Source organism: Mesorhizobium sp. M5C.F.Ca.ET.164.01.1.1 (assembly GCF_004792125.1).
GTDB lineage: Bacteria > Pseudomonadota > Alphaproteobacteria > Rhizobiales > Rhizobiaceae > Mesorhizobium > Mesorhizobium wenxiniae.
Genome location: NZ_SRTG01000001.1, coordinates 1,349,015 through 1,365,431, shown reverse-complemented (window position 1 = coordinate 1,365,431; position 16,417 = coordinate 1,349,015). Strand labels below are relative to the sequence as shown.

Sequence of the window (16,417 nt, the reverse complement as noted above, 5' to 3'; positions counted from 1 at the left end):
TCGGCGTTTCCGTGAAACGATGAACCGCTTTAGCAATTCGACGGTGGGAAAGGACGGCTGCGGCCGCCCTTTGCCGGGCAGCACTTTGCTGTCAGACCACCACCACCAGGATCAGCCACAGCACAGCCCCCAGCGTCATCAGCGAAGCCTTGACGCCTCCGGATTTTTCGGCGGTCCGCCACACCGCAAAAGTCAGAAAGAAATTGTACGGCACCGGCGCGAAATGCACCGCCAGAACGAGAGCGAGCGGCAGCTTCAGCCCGAGGAGGATGAGCGCCAGCACCGACACTGCGATGTTGATCGCCGTGCCGACAAGGACAAGATCGCGCCAGAACAGCCGATCGAGCGGGGCCGTGCCTTGCCAGCGCGAGCGGAAGAAAGCCGCCGCACGGCCTGCCTTGCCGTCTTCGCCTTCGAAGGTCTCTGGCGCACTCATCGATGCGGCTTTCTCCCATTCGATAGCCGCAGAGATGTCCAAAGCAGCAAGCCTGTCAACGCAAGTCGATCATCGGCACGCAAGCGTATGATCTGACAGATTGTCATCAAACGGTCGTGAAACCTTTCTAAGTCGCCCTTGTCGGCATCTCGGCAAGGGTACCTTACCGGAATTTGCCGCCTCCATCATCCAGTCGCCTGACAGGGAGGTCTTGAGATGAGCGATAATGTCTACAACGTGCTGTTTCTTTGCAACGCCAATTCGGCGCGATCCATCATGGCGGAAGCCATCCTCAATCGGATCGGTGCCGGCAGGTTCAACGCCTTTTCCACCGGTTCGCAACCGAAGGGCGAGGTCAATCCCTACGCACTGCAGCTGCTCGAAAGCCTCAGCTACGATACGAGCTTCGCCCGTTCGAAAGGCTGGGACGAGTTTGCCGAGCCCGACGCGCCGGAAATGAACTTCATCTTCACGCTCTGCGACAGCACCGCAAACGAATCTTGCCCGATCTGGCCGGGTCATCCGATGACCGCGCTCTGGTCTATACCGGACCCAGCCAAGGCAGAGGGCACCGAAGCCGAACTGCACCTTGCCTTTGCCGATGCCTATCGCATGCTCAACAACCGCATTTCGCTGTTGGTAAATCTACGGATGGACGCGCTCGACCATCTGGCGCTGCAACAGCATCTCGACGAGATCGGCCGGGATACGGCGACGCCGAACTGAGCCCAAGCCGCCGACAGGCAGGCGAATTCACGAACCGGCTTCGCCAAGCTCGCCGAGAACCTCGGCAACGGCGCGCTCGAAGCGCGATGCTTCCGTCACCAGCCAGTCAGCCATGGCCGGCCAATTGTCCTCGGCAAAGCAGTTCACCCGCCACAGCGAATTGATGCCGAGGCCGTCGCAACTCTGTTCCGGCCTGAGCTTCAACCTGTCTTCGATCGCCGGCTGGAACGGCTTCAACCGCGACCAGGCTTCCGTGGCACCGAACTTCTCGTTGCGGCCGAAGAAGACGCCGACATGGTTCTGGGCCGGCGCGACATACATGGAAAGGACCAAGGCGAAGTCTGGCAGCCCGCGCTGCCAGAACCAGGGTCCGCGCCGCGCCATCAGAGCCCTTTCTTCCGGATGCCGTTCCGAAAACAGCGTCCAGAAGCCGCGTTGGCGGAATTCCGAGGCGCGGCGGACGCCAAAGTCGAATTCGCTCATGGTTCGACCCGTTGAGGGCGCCGCAACCGGCGCCCAGGCTGTTACCAGCCTACACCATGCCGAGCGCGGCTTTGTAGAGGTCGAGGATGGTTTCCTCCTCCTGCCGCTCGGCCTGGTCCTTCTTGCGCAGACGGATGATCGACCGCATCGCCTTGGTGTCGAAGCCGGTGCCCTTGGCCTCGGCGAACACTTCCTTGATGTCGTCGGCGATCGTCTTCTTCTCTTCCTCGAGCCGCTCGATGCGCTCGATGAAGGCACGCAGCTGGCCGGCGGCAACAGTCTGGCTGGTCTCGGTGATGTCGTCGGCCATTTTTTCTCCGCATCGTTTCCATGCCGGCGACTCAGGAACGTGTCGCGGCGAATTTGCAGCGGTTCGATTGCCCGACCGGGGGCGGTGGGTCAAGCTGTTATCGATGCGGCATGAAGGGTTAGGCACACCCCAGGTGTTGAGGTTCAGGTCAGGCCGTCGAAAACGATGGCTGCAGAGAACCGGAGCGGAGCGTACTTAAGTACGTGAGCACAGGAAGCGCAGGCAGCCGGCGTTTGCAGGCGGCATCACCTGAATATCATCGCACCTTAGCCGAAGGCGATCAGCAGATCCTTCGCGTCGATCTGATCGCCGGCCTTGACCAGCACTTCGGCGATTGTGCCGTCGCGCTCGGCATGCAGTGCCGTTTCCATCTTCATCGCCTCGATCGACAGCAGCACGTCACCGGCCTTGACCGTCTGGCCGGCGGCAACGGCGAGCGCCGAGACGACGCCCGGCATCGGCGCGCCGACATGCGCCTCGTTGCCCGGCTCGGCCTTGCGCCGCGCCTTGGCGGCGGAAGCGCCATGCGCACGGTCCGGCACTTTGACCCGGCGTGGCTGGCCGTTGAGCTCGAAGAACACAGTGACCATGCCCTTCTCGTCGACATCGCCGATGGCCAGGCAGCGCACCACCAGCGTCTTGCCCTTCTCGATGTCGACAAAGATCTCGTCTTCCGGCTTCATGCCGTAGAAATAGGTCGGCGTCGGCAGCACACTGACCGGCCCGTAGGTTTCCTGGGCTGCGGTAAAGTCGGAGAAAACCTTCGGGTACATCAGCCATGAGGCGAACTCGAATTCGCTGAGCTTGCGCTCGAGCTTGTCTTCGATCTCCTTGCGGCTGGCCTTGAGATTGGCCGGCTTCAGCAGGGAGCCAGGCCGGGCCGTGATTGGCCTGTCGCCCTTAAGCACCTTCTTCTGCAGTGCCTCCGGCCAACCGCCGGGCGACTGGCCGAGATCGCCGCGCAGCATCGACACGACCGAATCCGGGAAGGCGATATCCCTGGCCGGATTTTCGACATCGGCAACCGTCAGGTCCTGGCTTACCATCATCAGCGCCATGTCGCCGACAACCTTGGACGACGGTGTCACCTTGACGATGTCACCGAACATCAGATTGACGTCGTGATAGGTCTGTGCCACTTCGTGCCAGCGTGTCTCCAGACCGAGCGAGCGCGCCTGTTCCTTGAGATTGGTGAACTGCCCGCCTGGCATTTCATGCAGGTAGACTTCCGAGGCCGGCCCCTTCAGGTCGCTCTCGAAGGCTGCGTACTGGTTGCGCACTGCCTCCCAGTAGAACGAGATGTTCCGGATCCATTGCGGGTCGAGGCCCGGATCCCGCTCGGTGCCCTTCAGCGCTTCGATGATCGAGCCCAGGCAAGGCTGCGAGGTGTTGCCGGACAAGGAATCCATCGCCGCGTCGATGGCGTCGACGCCGCTGTCCACCGCCGCCAGCACCGTCGCCGCCGACAGGCCTGACGTGTCGTGCGTGTGGAAATGGATCGGCAGATCGGTCGCCTCGCGCAGCGCCTTGAACAGCACTCGCGCCGCCGCGGGCTTCAGAAGCCCGGCCATGTCCTTGACCGCGATGATATGGGCGCCTGCCGCCTGCAGCTCCTTGGCCAGCGCGACATAGTATTTGAGGTCGTATTTGGCGCGGGCCGGGTCGAGTATATCGCCGGTGTAGCAGATCGCCGCTTCGATCAGCTTGCCTTCGGCGCCGACCGCGTCCATGGCGACCCGCATATTATCGACCCAGTTCAAACAGTCGAAGACGCGGAACAGGTCGATGCCGCCGGCGGCGGCCTGTTTGACGAAATGCTGGACGACATTGTCGGGATAGTTGGTGTAGCCGACGCCGTTGGCGCCGCGCAAAAGCATCTGCAGCAACAAATTGGGCGCTGCCTCGCGCACCAGCGACAGCCGTTCCCACGGGTCTTCGGTGAGGAAGCGCATGGCGACGTCGAAGGTCGCCCCGCCCCAGCATTCGAGCGACAAAAGCTGCGGCAGCGCACGCGCATAGGTGCTGGCAATGCCGGCGATGTCATATGTGCGCACCCGCGTCGCGAGCAGGGATTGGTGTCCGTCGCGCATCGTCGTGTCGGTGACCAGCACCTCTTTCTGTGCGCGCATCCAAGCCGCGAATTTCTCCGGCCCAAGCGCATCGAGCTTCTGCTTGCTGCCGTCGGGCACATTGCCGTTGAGATAGGGCACCATGGGTGCCGCCGCATCAGCCTTCGGCTGCGGCCGGCCGCGCGTCTCGGGATGGCCGTTGACGCTGACATCGGCCAGGTAGTTGAGCAGCTTGGTCGCGCGATCCTGCCGCTTCACGCTCGCGAACAGTTCCGGCGTCGTGTCGATGAACTTGGTCGTGTAGGAATTATCGGCGAAACTCGGATGGTTGATGATCGCCTCGAGGAAGGTGAGGTTGGTCGCCACGCCGCGAATACGGAACTCGCGCAGCGCGCGGTTCATGCGGGCGATGGTTTCGGCCGGCGTCGGTGCCCAGGCCGTCACCTTCTCCAGCAGCGGGTCGTAAAAACGGGTGATGACCGCGCCGGAATAGGCGGTGCCGCCATCGAGGCGGATGCCAAAACCGGTGGCGCCGCGATAGGCGGTGATGCGGCCATAGTCGGGAATGAAATTGTGCTCGGGATCTTCCGTGGTAATGCGGCACTGCAGCGCGTGGCCGTTGAGCCTGATCTCCTTCTGCGCCGGCACACCCGATTCCGGCGTACCGATGGCGAAACCGTCGAGGATGTGGATCTGCGCCTTGACGATGTCGATGCCGGTCACCTGCTCGGTGACGGTGTGCTCGACCTGGATGCGCGGGTTGACCTCGATGAAATAGAATTTGCCGGTGTCGGCATCCTGCAGGAACTCGACCGTGCCGGCGCCGATATAGCTCGTCTCGCGAGCGATCTTCAGTGCATAATCGCAGAGCTCCTCGCGCCGTGACATTTCGAGATACGGCGCCGGCGCGCGCTCGACCACCTTCTGGTTGCGGCGCTGGATCGAGCAATCGCGCTCGAACAGGTGCACGGCATTGCCGTGTGTGTCGCCCAGCACCTGCACCTCGACATGGCGGGCGCGCTCGATCAGCTTTTCGAGATAGACCTCGTCCTTGCCGAAGGCGGCTTTCGCTTCGCGCTTGCCCTCCGTCACCTCGCGGGCGAGATCGGCTTCCGAGCGGATGGCGCGCATGCCGCGGCCGCCGCCGCCCCACGATGCCTTCAGCATCACCGGATAGCCGATCGTCTTGGCGAGTGCCTTCACCGCCTCAATGTCGTCGGGCAACGGGTCGGTGGCGGGAATTACCGGCACGCCAACCTCGATCGCCAGGTTGCGTGCGGCGACCTTGTTGCCGAGCCTGCGCATCGTATCCGGCTTGGGTCCGATGAAGATGATGCCGGCCTTGGCGCAGGCTTCGGCGAATTCAGGGCTTTCCGACAGCAGCCCGTAGCCCGGATGGATGGCATCGGCGCCCGAAAGCCTGGCGACGCGGATCACTTCCTCGATCGACAGATAGCTTTCGATCGGCCCCATATCCTTGGTCAGATGCGGCCCGCGCCCGACCTGGTAGCTTTCGTCGGCCTTGAAGCGGTGCAGCGAGTATTTGTCTTCCTCGGCCCAGATCGCCACGGTTTTGAGGCCGAGTTCGTTGGCCGCGCGGAAGACGCGGATGGCGATTTCGGACCGGTTGGCGACAAGGATCTTCGTGATGGCCAAGGACAAGGCTCCGGACGCTGACGGGAAGGGAACTGGCGCCATGATTAACGCGAAAATGCTGCAGTGCAAACAAAATCGAAGGAAGCAATTAAACCGATTTAGTTTGATCTATCGAGTTAAACATTGCGGTGTCCGTCCGGACGACGCCTCGCACTCCCGATCCGGGCTTTCGGGAAACTCCCATGAAAAATGCCCGGCGCGAGGCGCCGGGCACTTTATGTAGCAACGTCCGGTTATTTGCCGGGTGCGTTCTCGACATAGGTGTACTTGCCGTCGTCACCCTTCTTCCAGGTGTACATGACGTAATCCGGGCGGGTGATGTCGCCTTTCGCATCATATCCGATCTCGCCGATCGCGGTCTTCCAAGGGCCGGCCGACTTGATGGTCTCAGCTACCTTCTGAGCGTCATCGGCTGAACCGGTCTTGGCGATGGCGGCTGCGACGATTTCCATCGCCGCGTAGGAGTAGAGGGTATAGGCCTCAGGCTCGAAGCCGGCCGCGCGGAACTTCTCGACGAGCTCCTTGGCGTTCGGATTCTTGCGCGGATCCGGAGCGAACGTCATCAGCGTGCCGTCGACGGCGTCGCCGGCGATGGAGGCCAATTCGTTTGACACGATGCCGTCGCCGGACATGAAGGTTGCCTTGAGGCCCTGGTCGGCGAGCTGGCGCATGATCAGGCCGGCTTCGGTGTGCAGGCCGCCATAGTAGACGACGGAGACGCCTGCGTCCTTCATCTTGGCGATGAGGGCCGAGAAATCCTTGTCGCCGACATTGATGCCTTCATACATGGCCTCGGTCACGCCATTGGCTGCAAGCGCCTTCTTGGTTTCGTCGGCGAGGCCTTGGCCATAAGGCGTCTTGTCATGGATGACAGCGATCTTGGCATCCTTGAAGTTCGCGGCGAGATAGTCGCCAGCAACCTTGCCCTGCTGATCGTCGCGTCCGCAGGTGCGGAAGGTGTTCCACATGCCGCGTTCGGTGAACTTCGGATTGGTCGCAGCCGGGGTGATCTCGAGGATACCGTTCTCGGCATAGACTTCCGATGCCGGGATCGAAACGCCCGAGTTGAAGTGGCCGACCACGTACTTGACGCCGTCGGCGACGAACTTGTTGGCGACCGAAATGCCCTGCTTCGGATCGGAGACGTCGTCGCCGACTGTGAGCTTGACCTGCTCGCCGTTGATGCCGCCGGCCGCATTGATGTCGGCGACAGCCTGTTCGGCGCCCTTTTGCAGCTGCGCGCCGAAGGCGGCGTTCGGACCGGTGATCGGACCGGCAACGCCGACCAGGATGTCAGCCCACGCGCTTCCGCTGAACGCGACAAGCGCGGTCAGGGCGACGGCGGACAAAAGTGATTTTCTCATGTAAAACGCTCCCATTTACAGAGTGGGCGTGGATGATGCTTTCATGCGATGCCCACCTTTACTCGCAGAAAACGTACTTTGCCGATTTTCAGGCACTTGTCACGCCGATTCATCCCCGGAATGGCGTTAATGGTGAACGTCAACCTTTTGGTTTCCAACTCAAAAGCGATGCTCTTTCGTAAAGCCAATTATACTGTGTCACCATCTGGTTGGTGCGCGTGTATTGATAACCGATGAAGCCCAATATCATCAGGACGATGGTGTCGACGATGTAGTACTGCAGCGAGAACATCGTGCCGCCGAACAGTGCGTGATGGATGAACCTTACGGCGATGCCGAGGCCGAGCATGTAAGCGAACAATTGGACGAAGCTGCGCCATGTTTGGGCGCAGGCCTTGCCCGTCATCCATGCCGCCCAGCCGCCAAGCAGGCAGGTGACGAAGAAGAACTGCCAAACCGAGGGTTCCTCATAGAGAATGCCCTGCATGATGAAGACTCCTGAACTCAGTGATGGCCGCCTTCGAGATAGGCGGCGCGCACGTCCGGATCGGCGAGCAGCTCCTTGCCGGTGCCGCTCATCGTCACATTGCCGTTGACCATGACATAGCCGCGCGTGGCGAGTTTCAGCGCGCCGAAGGCGTTCTGCTCGACCAGAAACACGGTCAGCCCCTGCGTGCGGTTCAACTCGCGGATGGCGTCGAAGATCTGCTTGACGACCAGCGGCGCCAGGCCTAGCGACGGCTCGTCGAGCAGGAGCAGCTTCGGCCGCGCCATCAGCGCACGTCCGATTGACAGCATCTGCTGCTCGCCGCCCGACAGCGTGCCGCCGCGTTGGGCAATGCGTTCCTTCAGGCGCGGAAACAGCGTGAACACCTTCTCGACATCCTCGTCGTAATGCTGGAGGTTGTCGAGGCTGGCGCCCATCTGCAGGTTTTCCATCACCGTCATGCGCGGGAAGATGCGCCGTCCCTCCGGCGACTGGGCGATGCGCATGCGCGCGATCTCATGGGTCGGCAATTTGGTGATGTCGGTGCCGGCGAAGGTGATGGTGCCCGCCCGCGCCCGTGGAGCACCAAAAATGGTCATCATCAGCGTCGACTTGCCGGCGCCGTTGGCGCCGATCAGCGCCACGATCTCGCCCTGCTTGACGGTGACATCGACGCCGTTCAGCGCCCTGATGTTGCCGTAGTAGGTCTGGACGCCCTTGATATCGAGCAGCGTCGTGCCGGCCATTATTTACGCCCTCCGCGCCGTTTGGAGACGCCTGGTGTATTCGGCTTTACCGGAGCCTTGGTGGCCGGCTTTGCCGCTGAGGATTTGGCCGCAGAGGGTTGCTTGGCTGCCGCCGGGGAGGCTGCCTTGCTTGCCGCGGCGCTCGACTTTGCGTCGACCTGCCCGGCTTTCGAGGCGCCCTTCGACACCGTGACCCGTTCGCCCTCGCTGTGGCCGACTGTGTCGGTCACCGGTCCGGCGAGATACGAAGATGATGTGCCCGGGCCGTGCGCCGAATCCGGGCCCGTGTCCAGTTGCTCGATGACGTCTTCGTCGCCGACCTCGGTCAGCACCGTCTCGACGTCCTCGTCTTCGACCCCGAGATAGGCGGCAATGACACGCGGGTCGGTGCGTACCGCATGCGGACTGCCATCCGAGATCTTGCGCCCGTATTCGAGCACCACGACATGGTCGGAAATCTGCATTACCACCGCCATGTCGTGCTCGATCAGCAGGATCGAGGTGCCGGTGTTGTCCTTGATATCCATCAGAAGTGCGTTGAGCGCCATCGATTCCTTCGGATTGAGTCCGGCCGCCGGTTCGTCGAGGCAGAGCAGCTCCGGACCCGTGCACATCGCCCGCGCGATCTCCAAGCGCCGTTGCGCGCCGTAGGGCAGGTCGCCGGCCGGATCGTCGGCTCGATCGACGAGGTCGGCCTTTTCCAGCCAGTGCCTGGCGAGGTCGATCGACTCGGCCGACGCCGTCCGGTAGCCGCTGAAGCCGAACAGGCCGAGGACGGTATAGCCGGAAGCCTTCATCAGTTTGTTGTGCTGCGCCACCAGCAGGTTCTCGAGCAGCGTCATGCCCGAGAACAGACGAATGTTCTGGAAGGTGCGCGCCACCTTGGCGCGCGCCGGAATCTCGTGGTTCGGCAGGCGTTCGAGCAAGAAGCTCGAGCCGTCGCGCCGGCTGAGCGTGATCATGCCTTCCGACGGCTTATAGAAGCCGGTGATGCAGTTGAACACGGTGGTCTTGCCGGCACCGTTCGGCCCGATCAGCGCGGTGATCTCGCCGCGCCTGGCCTGGAAGGACAGGTCGCCGATGGCAACAAGACCGCCGAACTTCATCGACAGATGCTCGACCTGCAGGATGGCATCGTTCATGGATGGGCTCGCATCGCTCATCAGCCGTGGCCCTCCTTGGTGAAGGAGCCGGATACGGCCCTGCGCTCCTTGAGAAAGGCTGTCGGTTCACGACTGCCGACGAAGCCGCGCGGCTTCCAAACCATGACAATGACCATGGCTATGCCGAATAGCAGCATGCGGTAGAGTTCCGGAGTGAAATCTGGACCGAAGACCTGCTTCAGGAAATCGAGTTCGCGCAGCGCCTCGGTGCCGCCGATCATCACCATGGCGGCGACAGCAATGCCGACCAGCGAACCCATGCCGCCAAGCACGACGATGGCGAGGATGATCGCTGATTCCAGGAAGATGAAGGATTCAGGGCTGACGAAGCCTTGCCGCGCGGCGAAGAACGAGCCGGCGAAGCCGCCGAACATCGCGCCGGTGGCAAAGGCGGTGAGCTTGGTGGTGGTGGTGTTGATGCCGAGCGAGCGGCAGGCGATCTCGTCCTCGCGCAGCGCTTCCCAGGCGCGACCGACGGGCATGCGCCTAAGCCTTATGGTGACGAAGGCGGTCAGCAGGCAGAGTCCCAGGATCAGGTAGTAGAGGAAAATCTTGTAGTAGGCGCTCGACGTGGCGATGTCGAAAACCTTGGCGATATAGTTCGGATCCGAGACATTGAACGTCATCAGGCCGAAAAAGGTGACCTTGGGGATGCCGGAGATGCCGGCCGAGCCGTTGGTAACCTCACGCCAATTGATCAGCACGAGACGAATGATCTCGCCGAAGGCCAGCGTCACGATCGCCAGATAGTCGCCACGCAGGCGTAGCACCGGAAAACCCAGCAGCACGCCCCAGAAGGCAGCCATGGCGCCGGCGGCAGGCAGCAGGATCCAGAACGACAGGCCGTATTGCGTGCCGAGCAGCGCATAGGCATAGGCACCGACAGCGTAGAAGGCGACATAACCAAGGTCGAGCAGGCCGGCGAGGCCAACGACGATGTTCAACCCCCAGGCCAGCATCACGTAGATCAGGATCTGGATGCCGAAATTGTCGACCCATTTCAGAGAACCCTGGAACCCGGCGGCCACCGATCCTCCGTACAAAGCAAGCACCAGCACGACAATGACCGGGTAGAGCGCCAGTGCGGTTATGCCCAGCGCCGAAAAATGGGCATGGATGAAGGTTCGGAAATAAAACAGCACAGAGGCGAGGGCGTAGATGATCGCCAGCGCCCTCAGGAACCGTGCATAACCGGCCAGACCGGGTCCCAGCAATCCGTCAAGGGAGCCGGCAAGGAAAACCAGCACGGCCACTGTGGCGATGGCAGCGATGAAATAGGGCAGGCGGAAGAACCGCGTCGCCATGCTCTCCGGCAGCAGGCCGGTGGCGACGTCGACGATCTGCTGATTTGCCAGGAAGGGCTGTCCGTAGGCGACGTAGAGAAAACGGCCGGCCATGGTCAGCACAACCACGATGGCGAGCAAGCCCCAGCGCTGCACCAGGATCAGTTCGTTGGAGATGTTCTGGTCGGTCTTCAGGCCGATGAACAGCACGAACAGGCCGAGCGCGATGGCGCCGGCATAGAGCGCTTCGCGGGTGGCGCGCTGCATGGGGGTGGCGACGATGTCGCGCTCCGGAGATGCGGTGACCGCCATTGTCTCAGACCTTTTCGACTTCTGGCCGGCCGAGAATGCCGGAAGGCAGGAAGATCAGCACGATCGCCAGGATGGAGAAGGCAGCGACGTCCTTGTAATCGATCGAGAAATAAGCCGACCACATGCTTTCGATGAAGCCGATCATCAGCCCGCCGAGCACGGCGCCGGGCAACGAGCCGATGCCGCCGAGCACCGCGGCAGTAAATGCCTTCACACCGGGCGTAAAGCCATCGGAAAACACCACCACACCGTAATACATCAAGAACAACGTGCCGGCGACGGCGGCAAGGGCGGCGCCCATGATGAAGGTGATCGAGATGGTGCGATCGACGTCGATGCCGAGCAGTGCGGCCATCTTGCGGTCCTGCTCGCACGCCCTTTGGGCTCGACCCAGCGAGGTCTTGTTGACCAGGTACCAGAACAGCGCCAGCAGGACAATGGTGACCAGGACGATGATGATCTGCTTCAGCGACACGCTGATGCCTTCGATGTTGTAGACCTTGGACACCATCGGCGGGACCGGCTTGTTGCGTGGCCCTTGCGTCACCTGGACGAAATTGGACAGCGCAATCGACATGCCGATCGCGGTGATCAGCGGCGCCAGCCGGAACGAACCGCGCAAAGGCCGGTAGGCCGCCTTCTCGATCGTCCAATTGTACATGCTGGTCAACAGCATTGCGACGATCATCATGACCAGGAGCGCGATCACCAGCGGTACCGAATAGAACAACGCGCCGAGGATAAGGAAAACGATGAGGGCGGCGAAAGCGCCGATCATGAAGATGTCGCCATGGGCGAAATTGATCATGCCGATGATGCCGTACACCATCGTATAGCCGATCGCTATCAGTCCATAGATCGATCCCAGCGTCAGCCCATTGATAAGCTGCTGGACAAAATACTGCATGCTGTCATGGCTCCCCTGGAATGTCGCCCATGCAGACGCATTCCTTTTCGTATTTCCCCTAGTCGTAAAGTTTCGAGGCCGGATTGCAACGTCATTTTTTAATCGGCATGCGTGATTTTGAAGCACGCAATCGGATTGCCCGTTTTTCCCTTCCCGGCCTCTGGACTATCGCGGACCCTATCATTGGCATAACACAATGTCTTTGGCGATTCGTCGTCAAAATGCACGCCGTTTCGAAGGAATCGCCGTCAAAATAAGTTGATGAGCGGGATCGTTGCGCCTCGTGAGCAATCGATCTTTGCGTTCCCTTTCATTTCCCCTGCGTCAGGATGCCCACTATTTGACGACGAATCCGTGCGCGAACGGATCGCGATCGTCGATGAAGATCGTGTTCAATCCGGTCATGCGCGCCCAGCCGCCGATCGAGGGAATGATCGCCGGCTTGTCCGCCACCGTGACTTCCTTCTCGACCCTGCCTTTGAATAGCGAGCCGATGATCGATTCGTGGACGAAATCGTCGCCAGTCCTAAGCTTGCCCTTGGCGTGAAGCTGCGCCATCCGCGCCGAGGTGCCGGTGCCGCAAGGCGAGCGGTCGATCGCCTTGTCACCGTAGAAGACGGCGTTGCGCGCATCCGCCTGGCTGTCGGTCGGCGCACCCGTCCACAGCATATGCGAAAGCCGGTCGATGCCGGGATTCTCGGGATGCACGAAGGCGTACTTCTCGTTGAGCCGCTGCCGCACCACCGGGCTCCAGGCGATTAGGTCGCCGGCGGAATGGTCGGCCATGTCGCGATAGTTCTTCTGCGGCTCGACGATGGCGTAGAAATTGCCGCCATAGGCGACGTCGACGATGATTTCGCCGAGCTGCGGACATTCCACCGTCAGTCCCTCGGCATGGAGGAAGGACGGCACGTTGGTGATTCGCACCTCCTCGACATATTCGCCGACCTGTTTGTATTCGGCGGTGACCGGGCCGGCCGGTGTGTCCAGCCTGAGCAAACCGGGCGTCTTCGGCTTGATCAGCCCGTGGTCGATGGCCATCGTCACCGTGCCGATGGTGCCATGACCGCACATTGGCAGACACCCCGAGGTTTCGATGAACAGGATGGCGATGTCACAATCGGGCCGCGTCGGCGGATAGAGGATCGAGCCGGACATCACGTCATGGCCGCGCGGCTCGAACATCAGCCCGGTGCGGATCCAGTCATATTCGGCCAGGAAATGCGCGCGCCGCTCCATCATCGTCGCGCCCTGGAGCAGCGGTCCGCCGCCGGCGACCAGCCGCACCGGATTGCCGCAGGTATGACCGTCGATGCAGAAGAAGGAGTGGCGCGCCATGTCTAGATCCCGTCAGAAGCGGTTCGGGGAAAACGGAGAAAGATCAAACACCGGATTTTGGCCGAGAATGAGATCGCGGACCAGGCGTCCGGTGGCAGCTGCCTGGGTCAGGCCGAGATGGCCGTGGCCGAAGGCATAGACTATCGTGCCGGCATGCCTGGCGCCACCGATCACCGGCAGCGAATCCGGCAGCGACGGCCGAAACCCCATCCATTCGCGGCCGCCGGCCGGGTCAAGCCCCGGCAGGAATTTTTGTGCCTTGTCGAGCAGCGCTTTCGAGCGGGCGTAGTTGGGCGGCCGCTCGATCCCGCCGAGCTCGACCGCGCCTCCGACGCGCACACCGGTTTCGAGCGGGGTGATGACGAAGCCGTGGCCGGAGAAGATCAGTTGCCGCTTCACGTCGAAGGCGGTTTTCGGCAGGGTCGTGTTGTAGCCGCGCTCGGTTTCGAGCGGGATGCGGTCGCCGATATGTTTCGCCAGGAGATGCGACCACGCGCCGGCGGCGATGACGAGGCATTTTGCTTGCCGCACCCTACCGTCGGCCAGTGTCAACGTCGCGCCATCCTGCTCCGCTCCGACATGGTCGATCCGAGCCTTTTCGAAACGCGCGCCGTTCTTCTCAGCAAAGATCCAGATCGCCTTGCCCAATAATTTCGGATCTGTAACGGTCTTCCATCCCGGCACGAAAGTGCCCTTGACGAAACGCGGCGACAGGCCGGGCTGCAAGGCGACGAAAGCATCGCCCTCGACATGGTTGAAGCCGATGCCGAAGCGTTGCCTGGCCGCCCAGCCGGGCAGCGACGCCTTGAACTCGGCCTCGCTCTCGTAAAGTTCGAGCGAGCCGTCCTCGCGCAGCATGTTTCCGGTGCCCGAGCGCGCCATCAGCCCTGCCCATTCGGCCTCGGCGAGCCGCATCATCCCGGCCTGCGCACCGAGGCTGGCCTCGTAGCGATCGTTTCGCCCGGCGCGCCAGAAGCGGATAAGCCAGGGCAGCAGCTTCGGCAGGTAGGCGGGCGGAATGCTGAGCGGGCCGAGCGGGTCGGCAAGCCATTTCGGCAGATGCCTGATCATGCCCTTGTGGGCCAGCGGCAACACATCGGAAAAGGCCAAGGCAGCGGCACTGCCGGAACTTGTTTCCTCGCAGATGCCCGTTCGATCGAAGATCGTGACGTTTCGCCCGGCCTCGGCCAGATAGGCGGCGATACAGATGCCGATGATGCCGCCGCCGATAATGGCGATGTCGAGCGTCGCATCGCTATTCATGGCTGCTCGCCGCGCTGCATGGCTCGGCCTCCGCCTCGCTCCGCACCTTTGGAGCCAGCCTCCTCATCCGGCCCTTCGGCCCGCCTTCTCCCCGTCGGGGAGAAGGGGCTGACGCCAACGCTTGCGACCTCTTCTCCCCTCGGGGAGAAGGTGGCCGCGAAGCGGCCGGATGAGGGGGTCCGCGACATTGCCACCCTTAGAATTGTGGCAGCACGGGCCGCACCGCCAGCGCATCCCTGACGATCTTTTCGACGGTCTCTCGGCGCTCGCCCGACAGCGGCTGGCGCGGCATGCGCACGCGGTCGTTGGTGTTGATCGCCAGGACTTCGGCGAGCTTGATGTTCTGCACCAGATAGGTCGACACGTCGAGGTCGAGCAGCGGCCGGAACCAGCGGTAGATTTTTAGCGCCTCCTCGCGGCGGCCCTGATTCATCAACTGATAGATCGCGACCGTCTCGCGGGGGAACGCGGTGACCAGTCCCGCCACCCAGCCGATGGCACCGACCGACAGCGCCTCGAACGCAAGATTGTCGACGCCGGTGAACAGGTCGTAACGGTCGCCGAAGCGGTTGATGATTTCTGTCGAGCGGCGGATGTCGTCGGAGGATTCCTTGATGGCGACGAAACGCTCGTCCTGCGCCAGTTCCTCCATCTGACCGACGGTGACGTCGACGCGATAGGCAAGCCGGTTGGAATAGATCATTACCGGCAGGTCGCCGGCCTCGGCGACAGCGCGCAGTGCCGCGACCGTCTCCTCCGCATTGGTGTGGTAGATCGGGCTCGGCACCACCATCAGCCCGTTAGCGCCCTCCTTGGCGGCGCGGCGCGCGATCGCCGCCGCCTCGCGCGTGCCGGGTTCGTTGACCGTCAGCAGAACCGGCTTATTGCCAGCGATCTTCTGCGCGGTCTTCAGCACGTCGATCTTCTCGTCATGCGAGAGCATCGGCCCCTCGCCGAGCGAGCCGCAGACGATGATGCCGTCGCAGCCAGCCTCCATCTGGAGCGCAAAGCAGCGCTCCATTTCGGCGTGATCGAGGCGGTCGTCCTCGGTGAATTTGGTCGTGACGGCGGGGAAAACTCCAGTCCACATGGCGGTCGCTCCATCTGATATATCAGTCGTATATTTGTGAAGAAACGGACTGTCAACACGGATTTCGCTATGATATATCAAAAATATATCAGGAGTTCGCCTTTGATATTCAATGAAACAAGCCCGGCGTTCGAGCCAGTGGCGGCGAAAGCCTACCGGGTGCTCGAGCACATGATCGTAACGCTCGAACTGGCGCCTTCAAGCTTCATCACCGAGGGCGCCGTGATCGACAGGCTGGGACTTGGCCGCACGCCGGTGCGCGAGGCGATCCAGCGACTGGCGTGGGAGGGACTGCTAGATGTACGGCCCCGTGCCGGTATCGCCATTGCCCCGCTCCATCCCGGCGACTGGTTGCGCGTTCTCGATGCACGGCGTGGCATCGAGGTGGTTCTTGCCCGTTCGGCCGCCCGCTTCGTCACCCGTGAGGCCGCCGACCTGTTTCACGACGCCGCACTGGCCATGCAGAAGGCAGTGATATCAGGCAATGTGCTCGCCTTCATTCAGGCCGACAAGGCGCTCGACGAGGCGCTGGCGCTGGCTGCCGACAACCCCTTCGCTGCGCGGTTGGCTGCTCCCCTGCAAACCCACAGCCGCCGCTTCTGGTTCCGCTACAAGGCCGATACCGGTCTTGCCGAATCGGCCGAGCACCACGTCGCGCTGATCCGCTCGATCCTCGACGGCGACGAAGACGCCGCCGCCAAGGATGCCAAGCGTCTGATGGCGCTGCTGCGCGGCCATGCCGAGGCGGCTGCTACGCGCTAGGCAAGAGATCGCAAAGCCAGCC

Annotated in this window: 14 protein-coding genes and 2 pseudogenes; 2 read left to right on the top strand and 14 right to left on the bottom strand. The window is 62.2% G+C overall.

The window, feature by feature from the left end:
* Positions 1-91: 91 nt before the first annotated feature.
* A complete protein-coding gene (locus tag EN807_RS06570) occupies positions 92-436 on the bottom strand; it encodes a hypothetical protein (RefSeq protein WP_135934337.1) in 345 nt (114 codons plus the stop codon).
* A gap of 216 nt (positions 437-652) precedes the next feature.
* Between EN807_RS06570 and EN807_RS06565 the strand changes: the two genes are divergently transcribed.
* Complete coding sequence (locus EN807_RS06565; RefSeq protein WP_135934336.1) at positions 653-1,162, top strand: arsenate reductase ArsC; 510 nt, start codon at positions 653-655, stop codon at positions 1,160-1,162.
* 27 nt (positions 1,163-1,189) lie between these two features.
* Here the strand turns inward: EN807_RS06565 and EN807_RS06560 are convergent, their stop codons facing one another.
* The 13 genes and pseudogenes from EN807_RS06560 to EN807_RS06500 all read right to left on the bottom strand — a co-directional run bounded on the left by EN807_RS06560 (position 1,190) and on the right by EN807_RS06500 (position 15,633).
* A complete protein-coding gene (locus EN807_RS06560) occupies positions 1,190-1,645 on the bottom strand; it encodes a hypothetical protein (protein ID WP_135934335.1) in 456 nt (151 codons plus the stop codon).
* 49 nt (positions 1,646-1,694) lie between these two features.
* Positions 1,695-1,955 (bottom strand): DUF2312 domain-containing protein, encoded by a 261-nt coding sequence (locus EN807_RS06555; RefSeq protein ID WP_023800031.1) that lies wholly within the window; start codon positions 1,953-1,955, stop codon positions 1,695-1,697.
* A 266-nt stretch (positions 1,956-2,221) separates the two neighbouring features.
* Positions 2,222-5,680, bottom strand: coding sequence for a pyruvate carboxylase (gene pyc, locus EN807_RS06550; protein ID WP_135934334.1), 3,459 nt, complete (start codon positions 5,678-5,680; stop codon positions 2,222-2,224).
* Positions 5,681-5,913: 233 nt separating this feature from the next.
* Entirely contained in the window at positions 5,914-7,044 is a 1,131-nt protein-coding gene (locus EN807_RS06545) for a branched-chain amino acid ABC transporter substrate-binding protein (RefSeq protein ID WP_127314469.1), read from the bottom strand.
* Positions 7,045-7,183: 139 nt separating this feature from the next.
* Positions 7,184-7,531, bottom strand: coding sequence for a DUF6867 family protein (locus EN807_RS06540; RefSeq protein ID WP_029348956.1), 348 nt, complete (start codon positions 7,529-7,531; stop codon positions 7,184-7,186).
* Between the two features lie 17 nt (positions 7,532-7,548).
* Positions 7,549-8,277 (bottom strand): ABC transporter ATP-binding protein, encoded by a 729-nt coding sequence (locus EN807_RS06535; protein ID WP_127314467.1) that lies wholly within the window; start codon positions 8,275-8,277, stop codon positions 7,549-7,551.
* Entirely contained in the window at positions 8,277-9,440 is a 1,164-nt protein-coding gene (locus tag EN807_RS06530) for an ABC transporter ATP-binding protein (protein WP_135934333.1), read from the bottom strand. The genes EN807_RS06535 and EN807_RS06530 overlap by 1 nt, the downstream gene beginning before the upstream one ends.
* Positions 9,440-10,549 (bottom strand): annotated as a pseudogene (gene livM, locus EN807_RS06525) (high-affinity branched-chain amino acid ABC transporter permease LivM); the annotation flags it as partial. The gene EN807_RS06530 and the pseudogene livM, both read right to left, overlap by 1 nt.
* A gap of 159 nt (positions 10,550-10,708) precedes the next feature.
* Positions 10,709-10,990, bottom strand: a pseudogene (locus EN807_RS37605) (DUF3382 domain-containing protein); the annotation flags it as partial.
* Between the two features lie 49 nt (positions 10,991-11,039).
* Positions 11,040-11,942, bottom strand: coding sequence for a branched-chain amino acid ABC transporter permease (locus EN807_RS06520; RefSeq protein ID WP_135934331.1), 903 nt, complete (start codon positions 11,940-11,942; stop codon positions 11,040-11,042).
* 336 nt (positions 11,943-12,278) lie between these two features.
* Positions 12,279-13,280, bottom strand: a complete 1,002-nt coding sequence (locus EN807_RS06515; RefSeq protein WP_135934330.1) for a 4-hydroxyproline epimerase — start codon at positions 13,278-13,280, stop codon at positions 12,279-12,281.
* Between the two features lie 12 nt (positions 13,281-13,292).
* Entirely contained in the window at positions 13,293-14,543 is a 1,251-nt protein-coding gene (locus tag EN807_RS06510) for an FAD-dependent oxidoreductase (protein WP_135934329.1), read from the bottom strand.
* Positions 14,544-14,739: 196 nt separating this feature from the next.
* On the bottom strand, positions 14,740-15,633 hold the full coding sequence (locus EN807_RS06500; RefSeq protein ID WP_135934327.1) for a dihydrodipicolinate synthase family protein: 894 nt from the start codon (positions 15,631-15,633) through the stop codon (positions 14,740-14,742).
* Positions 15,634-15,702: 69 nt separating this feature from the next.
* Between EN807_RS06500 and EN807_RS06495 the strand changes: the two genes are divergently transcribed.
* The gene (locus tag EN807_RS06495; RefSeq protein ID WP_246684020.1) at positions 15,703-16,395 is read left to right on the top strand and encodes a GntR family transcriptional regulator; all 693 of its coding nucleotides are present in this window, start codon (positions 15,703-15,705) and stop codon (positions 16,393-16,395) included.
* Positions 16,396-16,417 lie beyond the last annotated feature (22 nt).